The organism is Rhodoferax sp., from assembly GCF_028688795.1.
Classification (GTDB): domain Bacteria; phylum Pseudomonadota; class Gammaproteobacteria; order Burkholderiales; family Burkholderiaceae_C; genus Rhodoferax.
Window position 1 is genome coordinate 21,705 of the sequence record NZ_JAQTXM010000027.1, and the last position, 24,983, is coordinate 46,687.

Here is a 24,983-nt window from a genome sequence, read left to right on the forward strand (position 1 = left end):
CATGACCTTTCGCCGCAACTTTCTCGCCGCTGCCGTCGCCGCCCTGACGCTCTCGGCCACCTTCACTGCCAGCGCACAAAACATCGTGCTCAAGGCCACCGACACTCACCCGGCGGGCTACCCAACGGTGGTGGCCGTTGAAAACATGGGCAAACGGCTTGAAGCTGCCACCAATGGCCGCATCAAGATGCAAATGTTCCCCGGTGCTGTGCTGGGCCAGGAAAAAGAAGCTGTGGAACAAGCCCAGATTGGTGCGATCCAGATCGTGCGCATCTCGCTGGGCGTGATTGGCCCGGTGGTGCCTGAGGTGAACGTGTTCAACATGCCGTTTGTGTTCCGCGACATCGCCCACATGCGCGCCGTGATCGACGGCCCGATTGGTAGCGAATTGCTAGACAAAGTTACTGCCAGTCCAGCCCGTCTGATTGGCCTAGGCTGGATGGACGGCGGCGCGCGCAGCCTCTACACCAAGAAAAAAGTGCAAACCCCGGCTGACTTGAAAGGCGTGAAAGTGCGCATGATGGGCAACCCGCTGTTTGTTGACACCATGAACGCCATGGGCGGCAACGGTATATCAATGGCCTACGGTGAGGTTTACAGTGCGCTACAAACCGGCGTGATTGACGGTGCTGAAAACAACCCACCAAGCTTCTTCACGTCGAACCACTTCAACGCCGGCACCAAGTACTACGCGCAAACCAACCACCTGATCATTCCAGAGATTCTGGTGATGTCCAAAGTGGCCTGGGACAAGCTGTCTGACGCAGACAAAGCACTGGTGAAAAAAGAAGCACGTGCCGCCCAAATGGACCAGCGCGCCTTGTGGGACAAGAGCGTGGCCGACTACACCGCCAAGCTAAAAGCGGCTGGCATCGAGTTTGTGTCAGTCGACCAAAAACTGTTCTATGACGCCACCGCACCAGTGCGGGCCAAACACGGCGCCAACTATGCCGACCTGATGAAGCGCATTGACGCTACCAAGTAAATGCATCACTGATAGCGTCACTGCGAGCGGAGCTAGGTAGTCCATGCCTTTTGGCGCCATGGATTAGCTGTCTTTCGCTCGTTATGACGCCGCCAACCACGCTTGTCACGGGCAACCCCATGAAAAACAAAATCCTTCGCCTCAACGACACCCTTTACCTGACATGCATCTGGATCTCAGGCTTGTCGGTCATCGCGATGTCGCTGATCATTCCCTGGGGCATTTTTGCCCGCTATGTGCTGGGCACCGGCTCGCAGTGGCCGGAGCCCATTGCCATTGTGTTGATGGTGGTTTTCACCTTCTTCGGGGCTTCGGCGGCCTACCGGGCGCGCGCCCACATTGCCGTGGCCATGGTGACCGAGCGCTTGCCCAAACCAACGCAGCGCTTACTGGCCAGTGCGATTGACGTGTTGATGCTGATGGTGGCTGGTTTTGTCACGCTGTACGGTGCCAAGCTGTGCATGGAAACCTGGGGCCAGACTGTTGGTCAGTTGCCCTGGATGCCGGTGGGTGCCACCTATTTACCAGTGCCGCTGGGAGGTTTGACCACGTTGATATTTGTGATGGAACACATTGCTTTTGGTCAGCAGGGCGATCGTGCCGTGGTGACGTTTGACCATCCCAAAGTGAAAGTCGAGGCCGCCTGATGGATGCATTTGTATTGCTAGGCTCGTTCCTGCTGTTGATCATTGTGGGCATGCCGGTGGCTTATGCCATGGGCTTGTCGGCCATCATTGGTGCATGGTGGATCGACATTCCGCTGGATGCCATCATGATTGCTATAGCCGGGGGCGTGAACAAGTTCTCGTTGCTGGCCATTCCGTTTTTTGTGCTGGCCGGGGCCATCATGGCCGAGGGCGGCATGTCGCACCGGCTGGTGGCATTTGCCGAAGTTCTGGTGGGCTTTGTGCGTGGTGGCCTGTCTTTGGTCAACATTCTGGCCTCTACGTTTTTCGGTGCCATCTCCGGTTCGTCAATGGCAGACACAGCCTCGATTGGCTCAGTGCTGATTCCCGAGATGGAGCGCAAAGGTTACCCGCGCGCCTTTGCCACTGCGGTGACCGTGAGTGGCTCGGTGCAAGCGATTTTGATTCCGCCCAGCCATAACGCGGTGATTTATTCGCTGGCCGCCGGCGGCTCGGTGTCGATTGCGGCGCTGTTTCTGGCTGGTGTCTTGCCTGGTTTGATACTGGGGCTGACGCTGGCCATCATGTGCCTGTTCATTGCCAAAAAGCAGAACTTTCCCAAGGGCCGCAGCATTCCCATGAAAGAGGCGTTGAAGATTTGTGTCGATGCGCTGTGGGGCCTGATGACCATGGTGATCATTTTGGGCGGCATCCTGAGTGGCGTGTTCACCGCCACCGAGTCGGCTTCCATTGCGGTGATCTGGGCCTTTTTTGTCACCATGTTCATCTACCGTGATTACAAGTGGAACGAGCTGCCCAAGCTGTTGCACCGCGTGGTGAAAACACTGGCTATTGTGATGATTTTGATCGGTTTTGCCGCCAGTTTTGGCTACATCATGACCCTGATGCAGATCCCGACGCAGATCACCGGCCTGTTCACCAGCGTGTCAGACAACAAATACGTGGTGCTGTTGATGATCAACATTTTGCTGCTGGTGCTGGGCACCCTGATGGACATGGCCCCGCTGATTCTGATCATGACGCCGATCCTGCTGCCCATCGTCACCAGCCTGGGTGTCGACCCGGTGCACTTCGGCATGATCATGATGGTGAACCTCGGCATGGGTCTGATCACTCCACCTGTGGGTGGCGTGCTGTTTGTTGGGGCGGCAGTGGCTAAATTGCCGATTGAGAGCGTGGTCAAGGCGCTGATGCCGTTCTTTGGTGCGCTGTTGATGGTGTTGTTTGCGGTGACCTACATCCCTGCGCTGTCGCTGTGGCTGCCGAACCTGTTGCTGAAATAAGCGAGCAGCTGGAAATGAGACAAATTTTCTCGCCAAACCGGGTCATGTATGGATCGCGTCAAGCACGTTGAGGTGTCGCTATACCAGGTGCCGCTCAAAACCCCGGTCAGTGATGCCAAGGTATTGACCGGCCGTCAAAAGCCGCTTTCACACATTGGCATGCTGACTGTGACGATAGAGACCGTCAACGGCGCTCAAGGCTTTGGCTTCAGTTATGCCTTGCGCGCCGGCAGTGCTGCCCTGTACGCACACGCCAAGGATTTGGCCGGTGAGTTGATTGGTGAAGACCCAAGAGACATTGGTCGGCTTTGGGAGAAACTGGCCTGGCTGGGTGCCTCGGTTTCCCGCACTGGGGTCTCGGTGCAAGCCATTGCCGCCTTTGACATTGCGCTTTGGGACCTGAAGGCCAAATCGGCCAACGTGTCGATCGGAAAACTGCTTGGCACCTACCGCGATGCTGTGCCTTGTTACAACACATCTGGCGGCTATCTGAATGCGTCAACGGCCGAGGTGCTGGACAACGTGGACGCCTCGATCAACCGGGGCTTGGGAGGCATCAAACTCAAGGTTGGCCAGCCTGACCTTAAAAAAGACTTGGACCGCGTCGCTGCCGTGCGTCAGCATGTGGGCGATGGCGTCCCACTGATGGTCGATGCGAACCAGCAATGGGACTACACCACGGCGCTCAGAGCTGGTCGCGTTCTGGACCAATACAAGCTGGTTTGGCTCGAAGAACCGCTGAACGCCTACGATTACCACGGCCATGCGCGCTTGTCAGAAAGGCTTGACACCCCGATTGCCACAGGTGAAATGTTGAGCAGTGTGGCAGAGTGTGGTGAGCTCATCCGGCACAACTCGGTCACTTTTATTCAGCCTGATGCGCCGCGGGTGGGTGGCATCACACCGTTCCTCAAGATTGCCGCACTGGCCGATCTGAATCGCCTGAAGATGGCGCCTCACTTTGTGATGGAAATCCACATTCACCTGGCCTGTGCCTACCCGCATGAATCTTGGGTTGAGCACATCGAGTGGTTGGAACCCGCCTTCAATGAACGCCTTGAAATCAAAGATGGTTACATGGGCTTGCCACAGCAAACCGGGCTGGGCTTCAGTTTGTCCGGGCAGGCGTTGGCGTGGCAACAAGCTACCGCTCGCCTTTTCTGAACGGACATCGTATAACTAAAGCACGATTTGATGATGTCGTGCATGTGCCATGAGGATTCAACTCCTCCTCTAATCGTATGGAGTCGAAGCATATTGCCAAATTTTTAGGGCATTTAATAGGGGTTTTCCATAACCTTGGGTAAAAACAATTGACGCGCAAGAGTGAAGCAAAGACAATTTAACTCATCAGACAACATACAACTTACCAAGTCGTTTTTAACCCGGCATTAGAGGAGACAACCCATGCAAGAACACACGATAAATCTGCGCCGCAGTTTTTCGAAAGCCGCCGCCAGCACAGGCTTGGCTGCCGCAGGTGGCACAGCGCTCGCGCAAGCCTTCAGCTTCAGCCCCAACCAGCGCTACCCCGACCCATCGGTGCTGATTCTTGACCCCAGTTTTGCCAAGTACCGCATTTTTTAACCAATTTAAGGAGCTCACCATGACTTTTCGTAGAACTTTCCTCGCAGCTGCCGTGGCCGCAGTCACCCTGTCCACCACCTTCACGGCCGCAGTTGCTGCGGAGTGGCCCAGCAAACCCGTCCAGGTGATCGTGCCCGCCGGGGCCGGTGGCGACACCGACTTCAACGCCCGTCAAATGGCCCGCTTCTTCCAGAAAATCACCGGCAAGACGATGATCGTCACCAACGTCAATGGCGGTGGCGGCACGATTGCCATGTCTCAGGTCCAAGATGCGGCGCCGGACGGCAACACGATGTTTTTCGGGCATACCGGCCAGTTGATCGTCAACGAGATTTCTGGCTTGATCGACTACAAGTTTGACGCCAAGCTCGACATCGCCTGCATCCCGGCGATCGACAAGGGTGTGGTGTTCATTGGCAGCAAGAAATCAGGGCTCAAGACGGTTCAAGACGTGGTGACCAAAGCCAAGGCTGCACCTGGCACCGTGATCTACGGCACCGAGATGGGTGGCTTCTCGCATCTGCAGGGCCTGATGTTCGCCAAGCAGGCGGGCGTGCAGTTGAAATTTGTCGATGTGGGCTCGGCCTCGGACAAGATCACTTCGTTGCTGGGCGGGCGCATCGATTTGGCATCGATATCGTTTGGCCCGGTTAAGGACTACGCAACAACTGGCGACATGGCCATGGTGGCGCAGTTCAGCAAGGTGCGTAACCCCTTGCTCGGCGACATCAAGACCTTCACCGAGCAGGGACTGAGCTTCGACATGGAGAAGCCTTACATCATCGCGTTCCCCAAAGGGACCGACCCGGCCATCCAGAAAAAAATGGCTGACGTCATGGCGCAAATCACCAAGGACCCCGCCTATGCCAAGGCACTGGAGGATGGCTTCAAACAGCCAGTCTCGTTCATGCCCGCCAAGGAAGCCGTCGCCCACCTGAACAAGGTGCGTGACGACCTCATGCAATACAAAGACCTGCTGCGTCAAAAGAAGTAAGCCGCGTTCGAAACGGCTGGTCACAAGCTTGGCTGGCTTGTGACCACCTCACAACCTGGAAGGACCGGAGACCGACATGGTCAACAAAAAAAGACTTGAATTTTTCTTGGGGCTGACCATGCTGTTGGTTGGCCTGGGGTACTTGTGGGCCACCACCAACATCCCGCGCAAACATGACGGCATTGACGCATCCTTTGTGCCGTATATCCTGGGCTCGCTTTGCAGTTTCCTGGGGGTGCTGCAGCTGCTGGCTGCAGTCAGACTAAAAGCCGCCGCTGCCACAGATGCCAGCACCTCGAAGGCCGACTACGCCACATTGTGGAAAACGCTGGCACTGATCGTGGGATATGTCGCGCTGCTGAGTTGGGTGGGCTTCCCGATCATGACCGTGGTGTACTTGATGGCACAGTTCTATGTGTTGACACCCGCCGACCAGAAGCCGCGTTGGGTGTTGTACGCCACGGTGGCGGTGGTCACCTCTGCGGTCGTTTACCTGCTGTTCCGCCACGCTTTTGATTTGATCCTGCCGCTGGGTTGGCTGGACTTTGACACGGAATAACCGGGGCACACCATGCTGGACCTTTTTCAACAAGGCTTTGAGGCCGTCCTGACTTTTCAAATTTTTGGTCTGGTGCTGTTTGGCACCGTGGTGGGCATCATCTTTGGTGCCATACCGGGCCTCACGTCCACCATGGCGGTGGCGCTGTTTCTGCCCATCACGTACACCCTGGGGCCTGCGGCCGGTATCTCGTTGCTGGTGGCGTTGTTCATTGGCGGCACCTCGGGCGGCCTGATTTCGGCCATTTTGCTCAAGATTCCGGGCACACCGGCCTCGGTGGCTACCACCTGGGACGGCGGCCCGATGATGGAGCGCGGCGACGGCGCCAAGGCGCTGGGGTTGGGTGTGGTGTTTTCCTTTATGGGCACCATCATCAGCATTGTCGCGCTGGTGTTCATCGCCCCCACGCTGGCCAAAATGGCGCTGAGTTTTGGCCCCCACGAGTACTTTGGCATTGCCATCTTTTCGCTCACGCTGATTGCCTCGTTGTCTAGCGGCTCCATGGTCAAGGGGATTTTTGCCGGCGTGATCGGTTTCATGTTTGCCACGGTGGGCATTGCGCCGGTGGATGCGATCCCGCGCTTTACCTTTGGGCAGGTCAACCTCAACAGCGGATTCGAGATTTTGACGGTGCTGATCGGCGTGTTTGCCATTGCCGAGATCATCAAGGTGGCCGAAGAAGTCAAGTATGAGAAACAAGCCGCTATCAAACAAGTCAACATGAAGGGCATCAAGGGCTTCGGCTTCTCCATGGCCGAGTTCTTTGAACAAAAGTGGAATTTTCTTCGCTCGTCTTTGATCGGCATTGGCATCTTGCCTGGCATAGGCGCGGGCACCTCCAACATCCTGTCTTACATCGCCGCCAAGAAGCAGTCCAAAACCCCCGAGAAATTCGGCAAGGGCATCAATGACGGCGTGGTGGCTTCCGAGACCGCCAACAATGCTGGCATTGGTGGCGCCATGATTCCGCTGCTGACCTTGGGCATTCCAGGTGACGCGGTCACCGCCATGATGCTGGGTGGCTTCATGATCCACGGTATCCAGCCGGGGCCGTTGCTGTTTGTGTCGCAGGGTGTGCTGGTTTACACCATCTTTGCTGCGCTGATCATGTCCTCGGTGATGATGCTGATCTGCGAGTTCTACGGCATGCGCGTCTTTGTCAAGCTGCTGGCTGTGCCCAAACATGTGCTGCTGCCAATTATTCTGGTGCTGTGTGTGGTGGGTGCGTTCGGGTTGGGCAGCCGCATTTTTGACATCTGGACCATTCTGGTTTTTGGCATGGTGGGCTACGGCTTCGTCAAGTTTGGCATTCCTCAGGCGCCGTTCATCATCGGTTTCATCCTCGGGCCCATGGCCGAGACCAACCTGCGCCGTGGCCTGATGCTGTCTGACAACAACTTCATGGACTTTCTGACGCAGCCCATCTCGGGCACGTTCATCGGCCTGGCCGTCTTGTCCATCGTCTGGCACGTGGTTCAGACGATTCGTGGCAAATCGGGTGGCACTGGGGCCTGAGCCGCCGCCTGTCTGCACGAGTATTCACCTCTCATTCATCACCAAGCATCATGAAAATCACCGCTGTACGCGTTACACCAATCGCCATCAAAGACCCCGCCCTGCTCAATGCGGCAGGTGTGCACGAGCCCTTCGGCCTGCGCTCCATCATCGAGGTGGTGGGAGCCAATGGCCTGGTGGGTCTGGGCGAAACCTATGGCGACGCGCCGGTGCTGGACCTGCTGACACGCACCGCGCCTAGCTTGGTGGGTTTGTCGGCCTTTGATGTCAACGGCATGCTGGCCCGTGTGGCGGCGCATGCGCCCAAAATTGCCACGGGCCATGTTGAGATGGAACTGGCCCCAGGCTCGCTCGCCAGCAACCTGGTCACCAGTGCGTTTTCGGCATTTGAAGTGGCTTTCATGGACTTGCAGGCGCGCAGCATCGGCATCCCGCTGGTGGAGTTGTTGGGCGGTGCGGTGCGCAACAAGGTGTCATATTCGGCCTACCTGTTCTACAAGTGGGACGCGTCCGTCGACCCCGAATACGCGCCTGATGTGTACGGTGAGGCGGTGAACGCACAGCAGATCGTCAAGCAGGCGCGCCAGATGATTGACCAGTACGGGTTTGAGAGCATCAAGCTCAAGGCCGGCGTGTTCGACCCCGATGAAGAAGCCGATGCCGTGCTGGCCCTGCGCGCCGCCTTCCCCAAGCACCAGTTGCGCATTGACCCCAACAGCAACTGGTCCATGGCCACCAGCCTGCACATCGCCAAGAAGCTTGACGGTGTGCTGGAATATTACGAGGACCCAACCCCCACGTTAGAGGGCATGGCCGAGCTGCACAAAGCCACTGGCCTGCCGCTGGCCAGCAACATGGTGGTGACGAACTGGGCTGAGCTCAAGCGCAGCATTGAGCTCAACTCGGTGCAAATTCTGTTGTCAGACCACCATTTCTGGGGTGGCCTGCGCGCCACCCAAGCCTTGGCACGCACCTGCCAGACCTTTGGCTTGGGGCTCTCCATGCATTCCAACTCGCACTTAGGCATCAGCTTGATGGCCATGACGCATCTGGCCGCCTCGGTGCACCACTTGAGCTACGCCTGCGACACGCATTACCCCTGGCAGCAGGACGAGGTGCTAGTGGGCGGGCGGGTGCCGATTGTGGGCGGCTGTGTGCACCTGAACGACAAGCCCGGCCTGGGCGTGGAGCTGGATCAGGACAAACTGGCCGAGTTGCACGAAGCCTTTAAGGTGTGCCGCATCCGCACCCGCAACGACGTGGTGCAAATGCAGCGCTACCGGCCTGACTGGACGCAGATCAAACCCCGGTTTTGAACATGAGTACCACCCCACTTTTTATCAAAATGCACCCGTTGGACAACGTGGCCATCGTCGTCAACGACGGCGGCTTGCCCGCTGGTGCCACGTTTGCCAGTGGCCTGACCTTGACACAAGCTGTGCCACAGGGCCACAAAGTCGCGCTGGTCGACTTGCCCCGGGGCAGCGTGGTGCGCCGCTACAACGTCAGCATTGGCGAGACGCTCAAAGACTTGCCCGCTGGCAGCTGGGTGAATGAAGCGGTGCTGCACATGCCGCCCGCTCGCTCGCTCGAAGCTTTGCCGCTGGCCACCCAAGCCGCGCCGGTGCTGCCCGCGCTGGAGGGCTACACCTTTGAGGGTTACCGCAATGCCGACGGTTCGGTGGGCACGCGCAATATTTTGGCCATCACCACCACCGTGCAATGTGTCTCGGGCGTGGTCGAATTTGCCGTGACACGCATCAAGACCGAGCTGTTGCCTCGCTACCCCAATGTCGATGACGTGGTGGGGCTGGAGCACACCTACGGCTGCGGCGTGGCAATAGACGCGCCCGACGCCATCATCCCGATCCGCACCCTGCGCAACATTTCGCTTAACCCCAATTTTGGTGGCGAGGTGATGGTGGTCAGCCTAGGCTGCGAAAAACTGCAGCCTGAGCGGCTGTTGCCACGCGGCACAATTGCTATACAAGCCGTAGCTGCTCGCGCAATTGAGTCAAGGGCTACAGCCAGATTTGATGTAAATTCTGCCCAATCAGATTCGGCTCTGGAGAGTGCGGCAGAGGCACCGCTGGACGTGGTCTGCCTGCAATCTGACAACCATGTCGGCTTCATGTCGATGATCGACTCGATCATGCAGTCGGCTGACAAACACCTGGCGCGGCTCAATGCCCGCAGGCGTGAAACCGTGCCCGCCAGCGCGCTGGTGGTGGGTGTGCAGTGCGGCGGCAGCGACGCGTTCTCAGGGGTTACAGCGAACCCGGCGGTGGGCTTTTGTACCGACCTGCTGGTGCGCGCAGGTGCCACTGTGATGTTTTCCGAAGTGACCGAAGTGCGCGACGGCATTGACCAGCTCACCTCCCGCGCCAGCACGCCTGAAGTGGCGCAAGCCATGATCCGCGAGATGGCCTGGTATGACGCCTATCTGGCGAAAGGCAACGCAGACCGCAGTGCCAACACCACGCCCGGCAACAAAAAAGGTGGCCTGAGCAACATCGTTGAAAAAGCCATGGGCTCCATCGTCAAAAGCGGCAGCGCGGCCATTAGCGGGGTCTTGTCACCCGGCGAAAGCCTGCGCCAAAACGGCATCAGCAGCGGCCTGGTTTACGCCGCCACCCCGGCCAGTGATTTCATTTGCGGCACGTTGCAACTCGCCGCCGGCATGAACCTTCATGTGTTCACCACCGGCCGTGGCACCCCTTACGGCCTGGCCGAATGCCCGGTCATCAAGGTCGCCACCCGCACTGACCTGGCACTGCGCTGGCATGACCTGATGGACGTGAACGCCGGTCGCATTGCCGAGGGCAGCGCCAGCATCGAAGACGTCGGCTGGGAGCTGTTCCAGCTGATGCTTGATGTGGCCAGTGGCCGCAAAAAAACCTGGGCCGAACACTGGAAGCTGCACAACGCGCTGGTGCTGTTCAACCCGGCGCCGGTGACTTGATGACCATGCCCTATGAATGCTCATGCATCCCCTATGGCGACCCCCCAAATAACTGACTGACCTTGCCACCATCAACCTGCTGACCCAACACCATGACACACACCACCCCTTACCAATCGTTCCCCAACAGTTTCAAGCGCGACCTGCTGGCTGGCAAAAAACTCATTGGCTGCTGGTCGTCGCTGGCCAGCCCGATCACCACCGAGGTGCTGGGCGTAGCTGGTTTTGACTGGATCTTGCTCGACGGCGAACACTCGCCCAACGACATGGGCACGTACATTCCACAGCTGATGGCGCTCAAAGACAGTGCCAGCGCCCCGGTGGTGCGGCCTTCCAGCAACAACCCGGTGGAGATGAAGCGCCTGCTGGACGCCGGGTTTTATAACTTTCTGGTGCCATTTGTCGAGAGCGTTGAAGAAGCCAGCAAGGCCGTGGCTGCCACCCGTTACCCGCCGCAAGGCATGCGCGGCGTGTCGGTGTCGCAGCGCAGCAACCGCTACGGCACGGTCGCAGATTACTTCAAGGGTGCCAATGACCAGATGTGTGTGATGGTGCAGATCGAGAGCAATGCCGGTGTGGCTGCCGCGCGCGACATTGCCGCGCTGGACGGTGTCGACTGCCTGTTTGTCGGCCCCTCCGACCTGGCTGCCGGCATGGGCCACCTGGGCAACGCCAACCATCCCGATGTGCAAGCGGCCATTGCCGCCGTGTTTGCCGATGCAAAAGCCGCTGGCAAACCCAGCGGCATCCTGGCCCCGGTAGAAGCTGACGCACGCAAGTACATGGCCATGGGCGCCACGTTTGTGGCGGTGGGCAGCGACCTGGGCGCATTCCGCACCGCCACACAAGCCCTGTGCGACAAATACCGCGACTGATTTTTTTGACTGAACCAGAGGATTAAACAATGAGAAAATTAGGATTTATCGGCCTCGGCATCATGGGCAACCCCATGGCCGCCCACTTGATCAAAGCGGGCCACGAGGTATTTTTGACCACCCTTAACTCAGTGTCGAAGGACCTGACCGATGCTGGCGGCGTGGCCTGCGCCAATGCGCAAGAAGTCACGCAACGCGCCGACATCATCTTTCTGATGCTGCCCGACACACCTGACGTGGCCAAGGTGCTGTTTGGCGACAACGGCGTGGCCTCGGGCTTGACGGCGGGCAAAACTGTGGTCGACATGAGCTCGATTTCGCCCATGGACACCAAAGTGTTCGCGCAAAAAATCAACGCCTTGGGCGCTGATTACCTGGATGCCCCCGTGTCCGGTGGCGAAGTGGGTGCCAAAGCCGCCAGCCTGACCATCATGGTTGGTGGCCCGCAAGCCGCGTTTGACCTGGTGAAACCGCTGTTTGAGCTGATGGGCAAAAACATCACGTTGGTGGGGGGCAACGGCGACGGCCAGACCTGCAAGGTGGCCAACCAGATCATCGTGGCGCTGAACATTGCGGCCGTGAGCGAAGCCCTGCTGTTCGCCAGCAAAGCCGGTGCCGACCCCGCCAAGGTGCGCGCCGCGCTGATGGGCGGTTTTGCCGCCAGCCGCATTCTGGAAGTGCACGGTGAACGCATGATCAAACGCACGTTTGACCCTGGTTTCAGAATCAAGCTGCACCAGAAAGATTTGGGCCTGGCGCTGCAAGGTGCACGTGAATTGGGCCTGGCCTTGCCGCAAACCGCAGGTGCCGCGCAGCTGATGCAGGTGTGCGCCGCCAACGGCATGGCCGACCTGGACCACTCTGCGCTGGTGAAAGCTCTGGAGCTGATGGGTAACCATGAGGTGGCGAGTGGTGCCTAGTTAGCCAAAATCACTATGATATAAATAGCTACTTGTGCTTTTATATAAAGGGCTAGAGGCCAATTTTCTTCATAAGATTGTCCCTTTTGACCTCATTCTTCAAAATGCGTTCCATGACCCACACCACCACGCCACCTGACCCCCGCGCCCTGCTGCGCCAGATGTTCGATGCTGCCGTGGCCGCCGCCCAACCCGCGCTGTGCCTGGCTGCGCACCTTACACCCGCCCCCAAAGGCCGCACCATCGTGATCGGTGCCGGCAAGGCCTCCGCCGCCATGGCGCGGGCGCTTGAGGACAATTGGCAAGGCCCACTGGAAGGCTTGGTGGTGACGCGTTATGGCTATGACGTGCCATGCCAACGCATCGAAATCGTGCAAGCCGCACACCCGGTGCCTGATGCCGCCGGGTTGGCCGCGTCGCAGCGCATCGCCCAACTGGTCACCGGCTTGACGGCTGACGACCTGGTGATAGCGTTGATCTCTGGCGGTGGCTCGTCTCTGCTGGTGGCGCCGGGCGAAGGCCTGACGCTGGCCGACAAGCAGGCGGTGAACGCCGCGTTGTTAGCCAGTGGCGCCACGATTTCCGAGATGAACTGCGTGCGCCGGCACCTCTCCAGCCTCAAAGGGGGTCGCCTGGGCGCACTGTGCCACCCGGCGCAGTTGGTCACGCTGCTGATCTCTGACGTGCCGGGCGACTCGCCCATGGACATTGCTTCTGGCCCCACCGTGGCTGATTCAACCAGCTGCGCCGATGCCCTGGCCATCGTTCAACGCTACCAGATTGCCATGCCCGACGTCATGCGCCAACTGCTGGAAAGTGGTGCCGGTGAAACCGTTAAACCCGGCGACGCCCGTCTGCAGCACAGCAGCGTGCGCATGATTACCGCGCCACAAATGGCCTTGGAAGCAGCGGCAGGCGTGGCGCAGACCGCCGGGTTTGCAACCTACATCCTGGGTGACAGCCTGGAAGGTGAAGCCCGCGATGTGGCCAAAACCCTGGCCGGTATCACGCGCCAAGTGGCGCTGCGCGGCCAGCCTTTTCAAGCGCCATGTGTCTTGCTCAGCGGTGGCGAAACCACGGTGACCATCCGCGGCAAGGGCCGTGGTGGCCGCAATGTAGAGTTTTTGCTGGCGCTGGGCGTGGCGCTTGGCGACCTGGACGGCGTGTATGCGCTGGCCGGTGACACCGATGGTGTGGATGGCGTTGAAGAAATTGCCGGGGCCGTTCTGACCCCCGACACCTTAGCGCGCGCCTGGGCGCAAGGCATGAACCCGCGCAGTTTCCTTGATAACAACGACGCGCACAGCTTTTTCCAAGCGCTGGGCGACTCGGTGATCACTGGCCCCACGCTGACCAATGTGAATGACTTCCGAGCGATCCTGATTGCGGCCTGACCTGAGAGAATGGCCCCTTTTTTAGATCTGCCCCTTCTCCCATGAAATTCATCATCCGAACCTTCTTCAAAACCCTGCGCGTGGTGCTGGGCCCCTTCATGCTGTTGTGGGAGTTTGTCAGCCGCCCGAAGGGTGTGGTGCGTGCGCCTGCGGCGCAGCTGGCGGTTGACCTGCAATGCCAGAGCCTGGCGCTTTACCAGTTCAGCACCTGCCCGTTTTGCATCAAGGTGCGCCAGGAAATGCGGCGCCTGTCGCTGCCCATTGAGCGGTGTGACGCGCAGCATGACCAGAAGAACAAGGACGACTTGCTCAAAGGCGGCGGCACGGTCAAGGTGCCGTGCCTGAAAGTGACCGATGCCAACGGCCAATTCCAGTGGATTTACGAGTCGGGCGCCATCATGAAATACCTACAGGGTCGTTTCACGCCGGCGTCATGATGGCAGGCAACCGCAGCACAAATTCCGCCCCGCCCTCGGCGTGGTTGCTGGCACTGAGTGTGCCGCCGTGGCGCTCCACGATGCCGTAGCTGATGGACAGCCCCAGCCCCGTGCCTTTCCCCACCGGTTTGGTGGTGAAGAAGGGCTCGAAAATTCTGGACATCACCTGCGGCGCAATGCCGGGGCCGTTGTCGTGCAACGAAATCACCACCCAATTGGCTTCACGCCGGGCGCAGATGCGCAGCTTGGGCGTGATGCCTGCCGGGCTGTAGGCCGCGTCATAGGCGTTCTGGATCAGGTTCATCAGCACCTGCAGCAGCTGCCCGGCGTTGCCCATCACGGCGCAGCCCGCGCAGGCCTGAAACGCCACGTCAAATTCGAGCTTCATGCCGGTGCGTACCCAGTGGATGGCGCGCTCAACCACCGCATCGACCACAACCACCTCGCGTTCTTCGCCGTCCAGCACCGAGAAGCGCTTGAGGCCGTCCACAATGCTGGCGGTGCGCTGGGCCCCCTCGATGGTGCCGTCCATCAGCGACGGTAGGTCTTTCAGGATGTGCTCAATGCGCAGCTTTTCGGCCAGCGCATGCAGTGTGGCGTTGTTGCTCAGGCAGGCTTCGGCGTGTAACGCGTCCAGATACTGGCGCAAGCGGGTGGTGTAGCGGTTCAGCACATGCACGTTGCCCAGCACAAAACTGATGGGGTTGTTGAGCTCATGCGCCACACCCGCCACCAAACGCCCGAGCGAGGACATTTTTTCGGCATGTAACAGTTGCTGCTGGGTGAGCTTGAGGGCCTCATGGGCCTCGTGCAACTGCCGGTAGGCGCGCTTGATTTCCGCCATGGGGCGGCCCACAAACACATAGCCTACACAGCGCCGCCGGCCGTCATAACGTGGGGTCACGGTGAAATCGACCGGCACGGCCTGCCCAGCACCGTCGCGCAGCATCAGTTCCACCGTGTCGCCGTGGCGCAAGTTAGAGGTGCGCTGCATCATGCCCTGCAGCAAGTCAGCGCCCTGGCCGTTGTGCAGCAGGCTGTGCATGGGCACACCCATGAGCGCCTCGTCCGTGCTGCCCACCATGTCACACAGGGCTTGGTTGGTTTGTTCGATCAGGCCTTGGGCGTCAGCGGCCACCAGCACGTCTGACATGGACGACAGCAGGCTGAAGACCAGTTGTTGCGAGGCTTCCAGCTGTGCGTTTTTTTGCTCCAGTGCCACTTCGTCGGTCAGCAGGCGCGAATACACCTCGTCCATTTTCTGGATCACATCCAGCCAGGCCCCGTCGTCCAGCCCTTCAGGCGGCTGTAGGGTGGCCGTCAAATCGGGTGGTGGCAGGTCCATGGGCGTGGCCATGTCAATGCACGGTGCACACCATGCAGGGGTCAAAAGAGCGCACGATGTGTTGCACCGCCACCGGGGTTTTGTCGCCCTCGGCCACCGGCGCACCCACCAACGCGGCTTCCAGCGCACCGGGTGTGCCGTGGCGGTCGCGCGGCGAGAAGTTCCAGCTGGTCGGTGCAATGATTTGGTAATTGGCAATCCGGCCGTCACGGATGGATAACCAATGGCCCAGGCTGCCGCGCGCCGCTTCACACAGCCCATAGGCATCGGCGTGGTCAGGTAACTGGGTTTCCACACAACACTCGGCCTCGGGCACGAAGGCGCGCAGGTAGCCCTCGGCCAATATCACCAAGCGGGCCAGTTCCAGGGACCGGGCCAGCACACGGGTCATCACATTGCCCCGGCCGCGTTGCCACAGGGCGCGAATCAGCGGCTGGCCATCTGCCAGCTGGCGCGCCAGGGCGCCGGTTTCCAGCACCTGGCCGTCCAGGCGGGGGGCTTTGTTCCAGGTGTAGGCCTCAGGTTTGTTGATTTGCGGCAGGGTCAGGCCCACGGCGGGTGGCAGGGCTGCGCCACCGTCCGCCAGCCAGGCGTGGCGGGCATCTTCGGCAATTTGCGCAATGTTGACTTGTTCCAGGGTGTTGCCGTTCCACACGCCGGGCGCCATGGCATAGCTACCGCCAGATTCGGCAAATCCACCGTAGCTCAGGGTCAGGTCTGGACCACGGCCCAAAGCCTCCAGCCCCAGGTCTTGTGCGATGGACAGAAAAAAGCGCAGGTCACCCCGCCACGGGTCGCGGGCCTGCCACTGTGTCAGGGCAGCCTCACTGTCGAGTGCCAGCACTTCTTCCAGCGGCGCGCAATAGAGCACACGCTCCAGAAAACCGCGCATCTCGGCCACGCGTGCGCCTAGCCGGTAACGCTCGGAGCCGCTGATGCCACGGCTTGACCCGCCCGGAACAATCGATTGGGTGTGGGGCCACTTACCGCCCAGTGTGCCCATGATGTGCAGCCAGCGTTGCCGCACCGCCACTGCCTCGCGGCTGTGTTCGCCCGACGTGGTGGAAAAATGCTGCAGTGCCTGTGCATGCCAAGGTCGGTTTGCGTACACCGCGCGGGTGAAGTCGGGCATGAAAAACAGGTAAAAGTGCGTCAGGTGGTCAGCCGCGTTTTCGCAGGCCAGCATCAGGTTGGTCAGCAGCACGCCGTTGGGCGGCGGCACCACGCCACAAGCCGCTGCCAGCGCCCGCGCCGCCGCCACCGATTGGGTGACCGAGCAAATGCCACAGATGCGAGGCACATAAACCATGGCATCCATCGGGTGTTTGCCCTGCAAGATCTGCTCAAAACCCCGGTACATGGGGGCGTTCACCCAGGCCTGGCTGACCTGGCCGTCCGCCACGTCAAGACGTACCTCAAGGTCTCCTTCGACCCGGTTGAAGGGCCCTACCAGCAAGCGTGTCATTTCAGGCGTGTTTTCTTGATCATGGGGGCCACCACCATGTGGCTGGAGGTGGCGTTGAGTTTGACGCGTTTCGGCGTGGCGGATTTGGACAGCGAAGCCAGCGCCACAAACCAGGCTTTGTGCATGTCGGTAGGCAGGCCGATGGGAATGCCCGCCACCTTGGGGGTCTGGTCAAAGCGGTGGCCGGGTTCTTCAAAACCGGGCTCAGTGCAGCTGATGCAGGCATAACCCCCGCGCACGCAGGAGCCCTCACCGTTCCAAAGCCGGATATTGCAATCAGCATGCGCTTGCGTGCCTTTGCACCCCATGTTTTCCATCATGCAGCCCAGGTCGCCGGGTGCTTCGGCGCTGGCCTTGTATTCGTAATATTCGTTGCGGGTGCAGCCGTGGTGCACCAGCTGGTCGCTGTAGAAACGCGGGCGGCCCAAGGCGTCAAGCTGGTCTGCCTGCATGGGGCGGGCGTCGGCCAGCGCAGCCAGGGTTTCCAGCACCCAACCCGGGTGGGTTGGGCAGCCTGCCACATTGATGACTGGCAAGCCAGAACGACTGCGCCAGTCGCTGCCCAGCAAGCCGCCCAATTGGTCGCCTTCGTATTGCAATCCGCAAGCGTCGGTGGGGTTGCTGCCGGCTGCTGTGATGCCACCAAACGCGGCACAGGTGCCAATGGCCACCACGTGCTGGGCGACCGCGCTCAAGCGCTGCACCCAGGTCATCATGGGCTCTTGTGTGCCAGCCAGCAGGTGAAACCGGCCCGTGCCCTCGGGGCCGCGCAAGATGGAGCCTTCGATGCATAACGCGTGCAGTGGCGTTTGGCCACTCAGACAGGCCTGGATCACGGCCATGGCTTCTTGTGCTGTCTCCAGCGAAAGGGACGGGTGCCACAACAGGTTGATGCCTGCCTGGCGCAACTGGCCCTGGAAATCTGCAGTGTCGGCACACAACAAGGACATGCTGCAGCCGCCACATCCACCGGACTGAAGCCACAACACATTGAAGGCAGCTTTAGCCATTGGATTGCCCTTCCAGGCCAAAGCGGGCCAGTTTTTGCCGCAAGCCCACGCGTGACAGGCCCAGCTCTTTGGCCGCATGGGTTTTGTTCCAGCGGTGACGCAACATGGCTTCGCGCAGCATCACGGCTTCCATGGCATTCAGGCGTTCCTGCAGGCTGCCGGCTTGCGCCAGATTGCTGCCCTGCAAGGCCGCTGCCGTGCCCGGCTGACCATACAGCACCCGCTGCGAGAACGAGGTGGCCGACACAGTTTCGCCGTCTGACAAGGCGACCGCGCGGTAGATTTCATTCTTGAGTTCGCGGATATTTCCGGGCCATGAATGGGCCAGCAGGTTGGCTGGCACATCTTTTGCAAAACGGACATTGGTGCTGCCAAGCTCCTGCCCCGCCTTGACCAGCAACATGTGCGCAATGGGCAAGATGTCGGCGCTGCGCTCGCGCAGGGGTGGCACTGAGAGCGTGATGCTGGCAATGCGGTAATACAAATCCTCGCGGAAACGCCCGGAGCGCACGTCTTGCTCCAGGTCGCGGTGCGTGGCGGCGATTACCCGCACGTTGACGAGCACGGCGCGGCTGGCACCCACCGGGCGCACCTCGCCTTCTTGCAGCACGCGCAGCAATTTAACTTGGAAAGCCGGTGAAGTGTCGCCAATTTCATCCAGAAAAATGGTGCCGCCATCGGCCCGCTGGAACAGGCCCACATGGTCTTCAAAGGCGCCAGTGAAGGCGCCTCGTTTGTGGCCAAACAGCTCGGACTCCAGCAGCGTGTCAGACATGGCGGCGCAGTTTTCCATCACAAACGCGCGCTCACTGCGGGGGCTGGCGTAGTGAATGGCGCGGGCCAGCAGTTCTTTGCCGGTGCCTGATTCGCCCGTGACCAGCACGGACAGGTCATAGCGCGCCACGCGTGCAGCCATTTCGCACACTGCGTCCAGCGGGCTGCCGGGCGCGCGCACCATGCTGTCAAAGTCAAAGGCTGCGTGGGCGTTGGCCAGCGAGGTTCGTTTGCGCTGGCGCAGCACCGGCGCGCTGGTTCGCAATTCCAGATTCAGACGCTGTGTCTGCATCTGCAGGGTACGGGCCTCGACGGCTTGGGTCACGGTGGCCAGCAGGTGGTCCGGCGACCAGGGTTTGGGCAGGTATTGGTAAATGCCGGCTTCGTTGATGCCGGCAATGATGTCCTGCGAATCGGTGTAACCCGAGATGATGATGCGCACCGTGTCTGGCCACAGCTCGCGCACATCTTTGAGGAACTTGACGCCGGTGGTGCCCGGCATGCGCTGGTCACACAGGATCACGCTCACCTCATGCTGCTCCAGCAGGGCGTGCGCTGCGTCAGCCGAGTTGGCTGTCAACACCGAAAAATCTTCTTCCAGGTTGCGCCGGATGGCGTCCAGCGAATGCATTTCGTCGTCCACCACCAGCACCAGCGGCAACACGGCTTTTGAGAAGGGCAATCCAGGGGTGTTCATGCTGGCTTGGATGGGGTGGATGCCGGCTTCAGCTCGCGATGCAGCGCCAGGTGGCGGGGCGTCCAGGCGTGTGGCTTACGAAAGACAAAATGGTGCCGTGCCACATGGTAGCTGGGGTCAAAGCCATAAAAATTGCGGTTCATCCGGTTGAGTTCTTCGTCGCGGTAGGTGGCCAGAGGTTTGCGCATTTCATCATGTTCGCGCTGCACCTGTTTGGCATTGAGTCGCTCGGCCAGACCGGGTTCGCCAGCCATCGCCAGGCAGCGCGCCAGCACCTGGGCGCTGAACGCGGCACCGTCTGAGCCAAAGCAGTCGTCCAGCACGCCGATGGTCACTGCCTCAGGCGCGCTCAGCGGCAGGCGCTGTTGCATCAACGCCAAGCTGGCCGCCTCACCCAGGCGGCGCGGAAGCGAATACGTCCAGTACTCGCTGCCATACAGATTGCCCATGTTTTTGTAATGCGGGTTGAGCACCACGCCAGCGTGGGCCCAAACCAGGTCAGTGGCCAGCGCCAGAAAACAGCCCCCGGCCCCGGCATTGCCGTGCAGGGCGGCCACGGTGATGCGGTCGGTGAGGGTCAACACCTCCAGCGTGGCATCGTTCATGGCGTTGATGTTGCGCCAGGAGGCGTCGGCGGCGCTGTCGCCTGCTACGCGCTGTGCGGCTTCAATGTCATGCAAGTGGATGCCGTTGGAGAAAAAGTCTTGCCCACCCGCCAGCACCAGCAACTGCGTGGGGCGTGTGCGTACCCAGCGCAGGGCATCGCGCAGCCTCAGGCATTGGCGCTCGGACATGGCACCGTTGTGAAACTCAAAATCCAGCCAGCCAACCCGCGCGCCTTCCGGGCCAAACTCGCGGTAACGCAGCTCGTCCCATTCGTCGTCGTTGCGCATCAGTTCCACGGGAGATTCAAATAAATGAGCGGCTTGCGCAGCAAATACAAGCGCTGCAGGCAGTTTTAGCATGAAATCATGGGCTGGCAGCTGATGGGGGGGCGCTTCAAGACGCACATGGCCGATCCACACCGCGTCATCCACCGTGCGCCGCAACAGAGCCGGGCCACGACGTGCCAGTAGCGTGCCCGGCGGGCTGTGCATGAAACGGCTCACGATGGCCGGGCTGGCGGGGTGGGCGTCAAACAAGCGGCAGGGCTGACCAAACAGCGCATCCAGCACGCCGGGCGAGCCATCGGCGGCAGCGATTTTTTGCAGCACGGTGGCGGTGGTGTCGGTGGCCCAGTCGATGCGGCGGATGGCTTGGGGCATCAGCGGGTTCCAGGTGCCTGCCGCTGTGTTTGTGATCCCCGGTGCATTGGGATGCAAACGCCCTGGGACATACCGCTGCAGGGCGCGAAGCACCGCGTGCACGGCGGCATCGGTGACTTCGCGGCGGTACAGGCTGGATTTGGTGGCGTATGGTCGCATTGTCAATGGCTGCCACGCCCAGACTTCGCCTGCGTCCATGTCTTCTACGGCTTGCAACACGGTCACACCCCAGTGCTTGTCGCCACGCATCAAGGCCCAGTCCAGCGCGCTCGGCCCACGGTCGCCGGGCACGCCGGGGTGCACCACCAGGCACACCACCTTTTGCCAGATGCTCTGGGGAATGCGGCGTTTCAGAAAAGGTGCCAGCACCACATCGGGTTGGAACAGTCCCACCGCTTCCTGCGCCACGCTGTCGGCAATGTCCAGCTCCACCGACACCGTGTGCCTCTGCGCGCGCAGCACGCCAAACAGGCGCTGCGTCAGGCTGTTAAAGCTGTGGGTGAGAAGGAGGATGCGCATGGTCTTGTCATCAGCAAATGCGTGGCAACTGCTCGCCGCTGAGCCAGTCCACCACACGTCGCCCGCCAAAGTTGGTGTTCATCTGCACAAAGCAGTTGCTGTCTTCAATCACCGTGCCAATGCGCTGCGCGCGCTCCCCTAGTGGGTGGGCGCGCATGGCGGCCAGCAGTTGGTCTGCCACCTCGGGCGCGCAGATGGCGATGAGCTTGCCCTCGTTGGCCACATAGAGCGGGTCCAGCCCCAGCAGTTCACACGCGGCATTCACCTGCGGCAGCACCGGAATGGCGGCCTCGTTGATCAGCATGCCCACTTGCGACTGGCGCGTGATCTCATTGAGTGTGGTGGCCAGGCCGCCGCGCGTGGGGTCGCGTAGCACATGCAAGTCATTGGGGTTGGCCAAGGCTTGCAACATGCTTTGCACCAGCGTGTGCAGCGCCGCGGTGTCGGACTCTATGGCGGTTTCAAACTCCAGCGATTCGCGTAGCGACATCACCGCCACGCCGTGTTCACCCAGGGTGCCTGACACCAGAATGGCATCCCCCACCTTGGCGCTGCGGCCATCAATACACAGCCCCGGCGGCGCAATGCCCACCCCGGTGGTGCTGATGAAAACGCCATCGCCCTTGCCTTTTTCCACCACCTTGGTGTCACCGGTGACTACTGGAACACCGGCCTCACGCGCGGCAGCCGCCATGGATTCGACAATGCGCTTCAAATCTGCAAGGGGGAAGCCTTCTTCGATGATGAAACTGGCCGCCAAGTAGAGCGGTTTGGCTCCCGACATGGCCACGTCGTTCACCGTGCCATGCACCGACAGGCAACCAATGTCACCCCCCGGAAAAAACAGCGGCGAGATCACATGCCCATCGGTGGCCATGACCAGCTTGCCCTCAGATGGCAGCGGCAGCAAGGCGCCGTCGTGGCCTTGGCGCAGGTACTCGTTGTCAAAGGCTTTGGCAAATAACTCGTCAATCAACTGCGCGGCGGCGCGGCCCCCGGCACCGTGGGTCATGTCGATGTGGCCGTGTTTGAAGTCGATGGGGCGCAGGTAGTTCTTCTTGGTGGACATGGCGTGGGTTTGAATTAGATTGCTACTATGTTGATAGCTGCTTGCGCACGATCTGCCTGGGCTGCATCCCTAAATCGTCCATAAGAATAATGCGCGGCGCAGGCGCCTTCGTTCGACACCATGCACGAGCCCATGGGGCTCTCGGGCGTGCACACGGTGCCAAACAGTTTGCAGTCTTGCGGGCGTTTGACACCACGCAGAATCGCTCCACATTCACACTGCTTGTGGTCGGGAACGCTTTGGTACTTCAGGTCATATTTCACCTCGGCATCCCACTGAGCATAGGCCGGGCGAATCTTGAGCGCGCTGTAGGGTACCTCGCCCAGGCCGCGCCACTCGAAGCTTTCGCGCAGCTCAAATATCTGTGACACCAGGTTTTGCGCGGCCAGATTGCCCTCACGCGTGACGGCGCGGCTGAATTCGTTTTCTACCTCGGCGCGACCCTGGTTGATCTGGCGCACCAGCATCAAAATACCTTGCATCACGTCCATCGGCTCAAACCCGGTGATGACCACCGGTTTGCGGTACTCCTGCGCAAAGTGTTCATACGGCTCGGAGCCGATCACGATGCTCACATGCGCGGGGCCTACAAAACCGTCAATCGGCACCGTGCCCAGCGTGCGTACTTCGGCTGATTCCAGAATGTGCGTGATGGCCGAAGGCGTGAGCACATGGCAGCACAACACGCTGAAGTTGTTCACCCCACGTGCCTTGGCATCACGCAATATCAGCGCCGTAGGCGGTGTCGTGGTCTCAAAGCCAATGGCAAAAAACACCACCTCACGCTCGGGGTGTTGCTCGGCCAGCTTGAGGGCGTCGGAGGCGGAATACACCATGCGCACATCGGCACCCCGCGCTTTGGCCTTGATCAGGGACAGGCCGTCAGACGCCGGCACGCGCATGGTGTCGCCATAGGTGCACAGCATCACGCCGCGCTCCAGCGCCAGGCGAATAGCCAGGTCAACCCGCCCGATGGGCAGCACACACACCGGGCAGCCTGGCCCGTGAATCATGCGCACATTGGGCGGCAACATGTCAGCAATGCCGTAGCGCGAAATGGCGTGGGTGTGGCCGCCGCAGAATTCCATGAAGCTGTAAGTGGTGTCGGGGCGCACTTCAGCGGCAATGTTGGCGGCGATGTGGCGCGCACGCTCGCCATCGCGGAATTCGTCGATGTATTTCATGCCCGTGCCTCGGTTTGCGCCAGCTCGGCAAACAGCGCCAGGGTGCGCGCGGCTTCTTCAGGGTCGATTTTGCCGATGGCATAACCCACATGAATGATCACGTAGTCGTCCACTTGGGCGTCGTCCACCAGATCAATCGACACCTCTTTGCGCACACCGCCCAGATCGACGATGGCGCGCTGGCCCGGCAGCAGTTGCACCACACGGGCGGGAAGGGCTAGACACATGGAACCTCCTTGTTTGCTATATTAAAAATAGCTGGTTGCGCTTATTTAATAAGGGCTACAGCCCAGTTTTGTTTAAAGTTTTGCGGTGCCCTGTGTGATGGGGCCAGCCGCCAGAATGCTCCGGACTTTGTCCGTGCCTTTTGCGGCTTCGCTTGTCACCATGCGGGCCGCCACCCAGGCTTGACCCAGTGCCAGCCCGGCGTCGCCGCACGACAGCTGTTGGGTTTGCAGCACGTTCAAGCCCTCACGCACCAGTTTCGAGGTGATGCGCTGCGTCAGGATGCGGTTGAAGAAACAGCCGCCGCCCAAGGCCACATCTTTTATGCCACGCGTTTTGGCAGCCCTGGCCGTGTGGCTGGCCAGGGCATCGGCCAAGCTCAGGTGAAAGCGCGCGGCGGCTTCGTCCACTGCTGCGGCGTTGCTGGGGTTGGATTGGGTGAGCCACGAGACAAAAAGCGGGCGCAAATCAATCTGGCCATCCTTGGTGATGAACCAGTCATCGGGGCGAACCCCGACGTGATTGGTTTGCAGCCAGCGCGCCGCCGCTTGCTCCAGCGCTATGGCCGCCTGCGCCTCTGCCTCTTGCCGAACCGATAAACCCAGCAAGCCGGCTGCCGCGTCAAACCAGCGCCCGGCGGCGGTGGTCGCGGGGCAGTTGAGCGAGCGCCGCAGCATGGTGGTGATGGTGCGTGCCGCCTGCTCACCCACCACGGGGCTGAGCCGCGGCACGATCTGATCTGTTTGCCCGCAGGCGTGCATGGCCGCTGCCGCCATGCGCCAGGGTTCTCTGGCCGCCACATCGCCACCGGGTAAGGCCAGCGGGCTCAGATGGCCGACGCGCTCGCAGCAGTCACCTGCCACCAGCAGCACCTCACCGCCCCAGGCGGTGTTATCAAAGCCCAGCCCGACGCCATCCAGCGCCAGGCCGATCACCGGGCGCGCGATGTCTGTGCCATGTTCAGCCAGCACGGTGGCGATGTGGGCATGGTGGTGCTGCACGGCGATGGCCGGCACACCGTGCTCATGCGCCAGCCGCAGGGCGAGTTGGGTGCTGAAGAAATCGGGGTGCAGGTCATGCGCTACCGCATCAATTGGCCCGCCGGCTTGCGCCAGCAGTTGTTGCACCGAGGCGTCCAACGCCACGCAAGCCCGTGGGTCTGACAAATCGCCGTGGTTGGTCGACCACCGCACGGCATCGGGTGCCGAGGTGTCGAGCAAACAAGCGGCGTTTTTCAGAAATGCGCCACAGGCCAGAATGCGTGCCACGGTG

Annotated in this window: 22 protein-coding genes and 1 pseudogene; 14 read left to right on the plus strand and 9 right to left on the minus strand. The window is 60.6% G+C overall.

Annotation, left to right across the window (positions count from 1 at the left end):
* Window position 1 precedes the first annotated feature (1 nt).
* The 14 genes and pseudogenes from PHQ58_RS17740 to PHQ58_RS17805 all read left to right on the plus strand — a co-directional run bounded on the left by PHQ58_RS17740 (window position 2) and on the right by PHQ58_RS17805 (window position 14,158).
* Window positions 2–985, plus strand: coding sequence for a TRAP transporter substrate-binding protein (locus PHQ58_RS17740; RefSeq protein WP_300113526.1), 984 nt, complete (start codon window positions 2–4; stop codon window positions 983–985).
* 119 nt (window positions 986–1,104) lie between these two features.
* Window positions 1,105–1,632 (plus strand): TRAP transporter small permease, encoded by a 528-nt coding sequence (locus tag PHQ58_RS17745; protein WP_300113529.1) that lies wholly within the window; start codon window positions 1,105–1,107, stop codon window positions 1,630–1,632.
* Entirely contained in the window at window positions 1,632–2,915 is a 1,284-nt protein-coding gene (locus tag PHQ58_RS17750; protein WP_300113532.1) for a TRAP transporter large permease, read from the plus strand. The genes PHQ58_RS17745 and PHQ58_RS17750 overlap by 1 nt, the downstream gene beginning before the upstream one ends.
* 48 nt (window positions 2,916–2,963) lie before the next feature.
* On the plus strand, window positions 2,964–4,079 hold the full coding sequence (locus PHQ58_RS17755) for a mandelate racemase/muconate lactonizing enzyme family protein (RefSeq protein ID WP_300113535.1): 1,116 nt from the start codon (window positions 2,964–2,966) through the stop codon (window positions 4,077–4,079).
* A 243-nt stretch (window positions 4,080–4,322) separates the two neighbouring features.
* A pseudogene (locus tag PHQ58_RS17760) lies at window positions 4,323–4,499 on the plus strand (SMP-30/gluconolactonase/LRE family protein); the annotation flags it as partial.
* A gap of 22 nt (window positions 4,500–4,521) precedes the next feature.
* Window positions 4,522–5,496, plus strand: a complete 975-nt coding sequence (locus PHQ58_RS17765) for a tripartite tricarboxylate transporter substrate binding protein (RefSeq protein ID WP_300113538.1) — start codon at window positions 4,522–4,524, stop codon at window positions 5,494–5,496.
* Between the two features lie 76 nt (window positions 5,497–5,572).
* The gene (locus PHQ58_RS17770) at window positions 5,573–6,055 is read left to right on the plus strand and encodes a tripartite tricarboxylate transporter TctB family protein (RefSeq protein WP_300113540.1); all 483 of its coding nucleotides are present in this window, start codon (window positions 5,573–5,575) and stop codon (window positions 6,053–6,055) included.
* 12 nt (window positions 6,056–6,067) lie between these two features.
* Window positions 6,068–7,570 carry a tripartite tricarboxylate transporter permease gene (locus PHQ58_RS17775; protein ID WP_300113542.1) on the plus strand — a complete coding sequence of 501 codons (1,503 nt, stop codon included), beginning with the start codon at window positions 6,068–6,070 and terminating at the stop codon, window positions 7,568–7,570.
* A gap of 50 nt (window positions 7,571–7,620) precedes the next feature.
* The gene (locus PHQ58_RS17780; protein ID WP_300113544.1) at window positions 7,621–8,886 is read left to right on the plus strand and encodes a glucarate dehydratase family protein; all 1,266 of its coding nucleotides are present in this window, start codon (window positions 7,621–7,623) and stop codon (window positions 8,884–8,886) included.
* A gap of 2 nt (window positions 8,887–8,888) precedes the next feature.
* The gene (gene garD / locus PHQ58_RS17785) at window positions 8,889–10,532 is read left to right on the plus strand and encodes a galactarate dehydratase (RefSeq protein ID WP_300113546.1); all 1,644 of its coding nucleotides are present in this window, start codon (window positions 8,889–8,891) and stop codon (window positions 10,530–10,532) included.
* A 92-nt stretch (window positions 10,533–10,624) separates the two neighbouring features.
* Window positions 10,625–11,407: a 2-dehydro-3-deoxyglucarate aldolase gene (gene garL, locus PHQ58_RS17790; protein ID WP_300113549.1), complete on the plus strand. Its 783-nt coding sequence runs from the start codon at window positions 10,625–10,627 to the stop codon at window positions 11,405–11,407.
* A gap of 29 nt (window positions 11,408–11,436) precedes the next feature.
* Window positions 11,437–12,327 carry a 2-hydroxy-3-oxopropionate reductase gene (gene glxR, locus PHQ58_RS17795; RefSeq protein WP_300113552.1) on the plus strand — a complete coding sequence of 297 codons (891 nt, stop codon included), beginning with the start codon at window positions 11,437–11,439 and terminating at the stop codon, window positions 12,325–12,327.
* Between the two features lie 113 nt (window positions 12,328–12,440).
* The gene (locus PHQ58_RS17800) at window positions 12,441–13,721 is read left to right on the plus strand and encodes a glycerate kinase (protein ID WP_300113555.1); all 1,281 of its coding nucleotides are present in this window, start codon (window positions 12,441–12,443) and stop codon (window positions 13,719–13,721) included.
* A gap of 41 nt (window positions 13,722–13,762) precedes the next feature.
* A complete protein-coding gene (locus tag PHQ58_RS17805) occupies window positions 13,763–14,158 on the plus strand; it encodes a glutathione S-transferase N-terminal domain-containing protein (protein ID WP_300113558.1) in 396 nt (131 codons plus the stop codon).
* Here PHQ58_RS17805 and PHQ58_RS17810 read toward each other — a convergent pair.
* The 9 genes from PHQ58_RS17810 to PHQ58_RS17850 all read right to left on the minus strand — a co-directional run bounded on the left by PHQ58_RS17810 (window position 14,142) and on the right by PHQ58_RS17850 (window position 24,979).
* Window positions 14,142–15,515, minus strand: a complete 1,374-nt coding sequence (locus tag PHQ58_RS17810) for an ATP-binding protein (RefSeq protein ID WP_300113560.1) — start codon at window positions 15,513–15,515, stop codon at window positions 14,142–14,144. The genes PHQ58_RS17805 and PHQ58_RS17810 overlap by 17 nt on opposite strands.
* A 1-nt stretch (window position 15,516) precedes the next feature.
* Window positions 15,517–16,968 (minus strand): nickel-dependent hydrogenase large subunit, encoded by a 1,452-nt coding sequence (locus PHQ58_RS17815; RefSeq protein ID WP_300113562.1) that lies wholly within the window; start codon window positions 16,966–16,968, stop codon window positions 15,517–15,519.
* Window positions 16,965–17,978, minus strand: coding sequence for a HupU protein (locus PHQ58_RS17820; RefSeq protein ID WP_300113565.1), 1,014 nt, complete (start codon window positions 17,976–17,978; stop codon window positions 16,965–16,967). Before PHQ58_RS17820 ends, PHQ58_RS17815 begins: the two co-directional genes overlap by 4 nt.
* Window positions 17,971–19,449, minus strand: coding sequence for a sigma-54 dependent transcriptional regulator (locus PHQ58_RS17825; RefSeq protein ID WP_300113567.1), 1,479 nt, complete (start codon window positions 19,447–19,449; stop codon window positions 17,971–17,973). Before PHQ58_RS17825 ends, PHQ58_RS17820 begins: the two co-directional genes overlap by 8 nt.
* Window positions 19,446–21,233 carry an enoyl-CoA hydratase-related protein gene (locus tag PHQ58_RS17830; protein WP_300113570.1) on the minus strand — a complete coding sequence of 596 codons (1,788 nt, stop codon included), beginning with the start codon at window positions 21,231–21,233 and terminating at the stop codon, window positions 19,446–19,448. The genes PHQ58_RS17825 and PHQ58_RS17830 overlap by 4 nt, the downstream gene beginning before the upstream one ends.
* 10 nt (window positions 21,234–21,243) lie before the next feature.
* Complete coding sequence (hypE, locus tag PHQ58_RS17835) at window positions 21,244–22,302, minus strand: hydrogenase expression/formation protein HypE (protein WP_300113573.1); 1,059 nt, start codon at window positions 22,300–22,302, stop codon at window positions 21,244–21,246.
* A gap of 14 nt (window positions 22,303–22,316) precedes the next feature.
* Complete coding sequence (gene hypD / locus PHQ58_RS17840) at window positions 22,317–23,486, minus strand: hydrogenase formation protein HypD (RefSeq protein WP_300113576.1); 1,170 nt, start codon at window positions 23,484–23,486, stop codon at window positions 22,317–22,319.
* Complete coding sequence (locus PHQ58_RS17845; protein ID WP_300113579.1) at window positions 23,483–23,713, minus strand: HypC/HybG/HupF family hydrogenase formation chaperone; 231 nt, start codon at window positions 23,711–23,713, stop codon at window positions 23,483–23,485. The genes hypD and PHQ58_RS17845 overlap by 4 nt, the downstream gene beginning before the upstream one ends.
* A gap of 72 nt (window positions 23,714–23,785) precedes the next feature.
* The gene (locus tag PHQ58_RS17850) at window positions 23,786–24,979 is read right to left on the minus strand and encodes a carbamoyltransferase HypF (protein ID WP_300113581.1); all 1,194 of its coding nucleotides are present in this window, start codon (window positions 24,977–24,979) and stop codon (window positions 23,786–23,788) included.
* Between the last annotated feature and the right edge of the window lie 4 nt (window positions 24,980–24,983).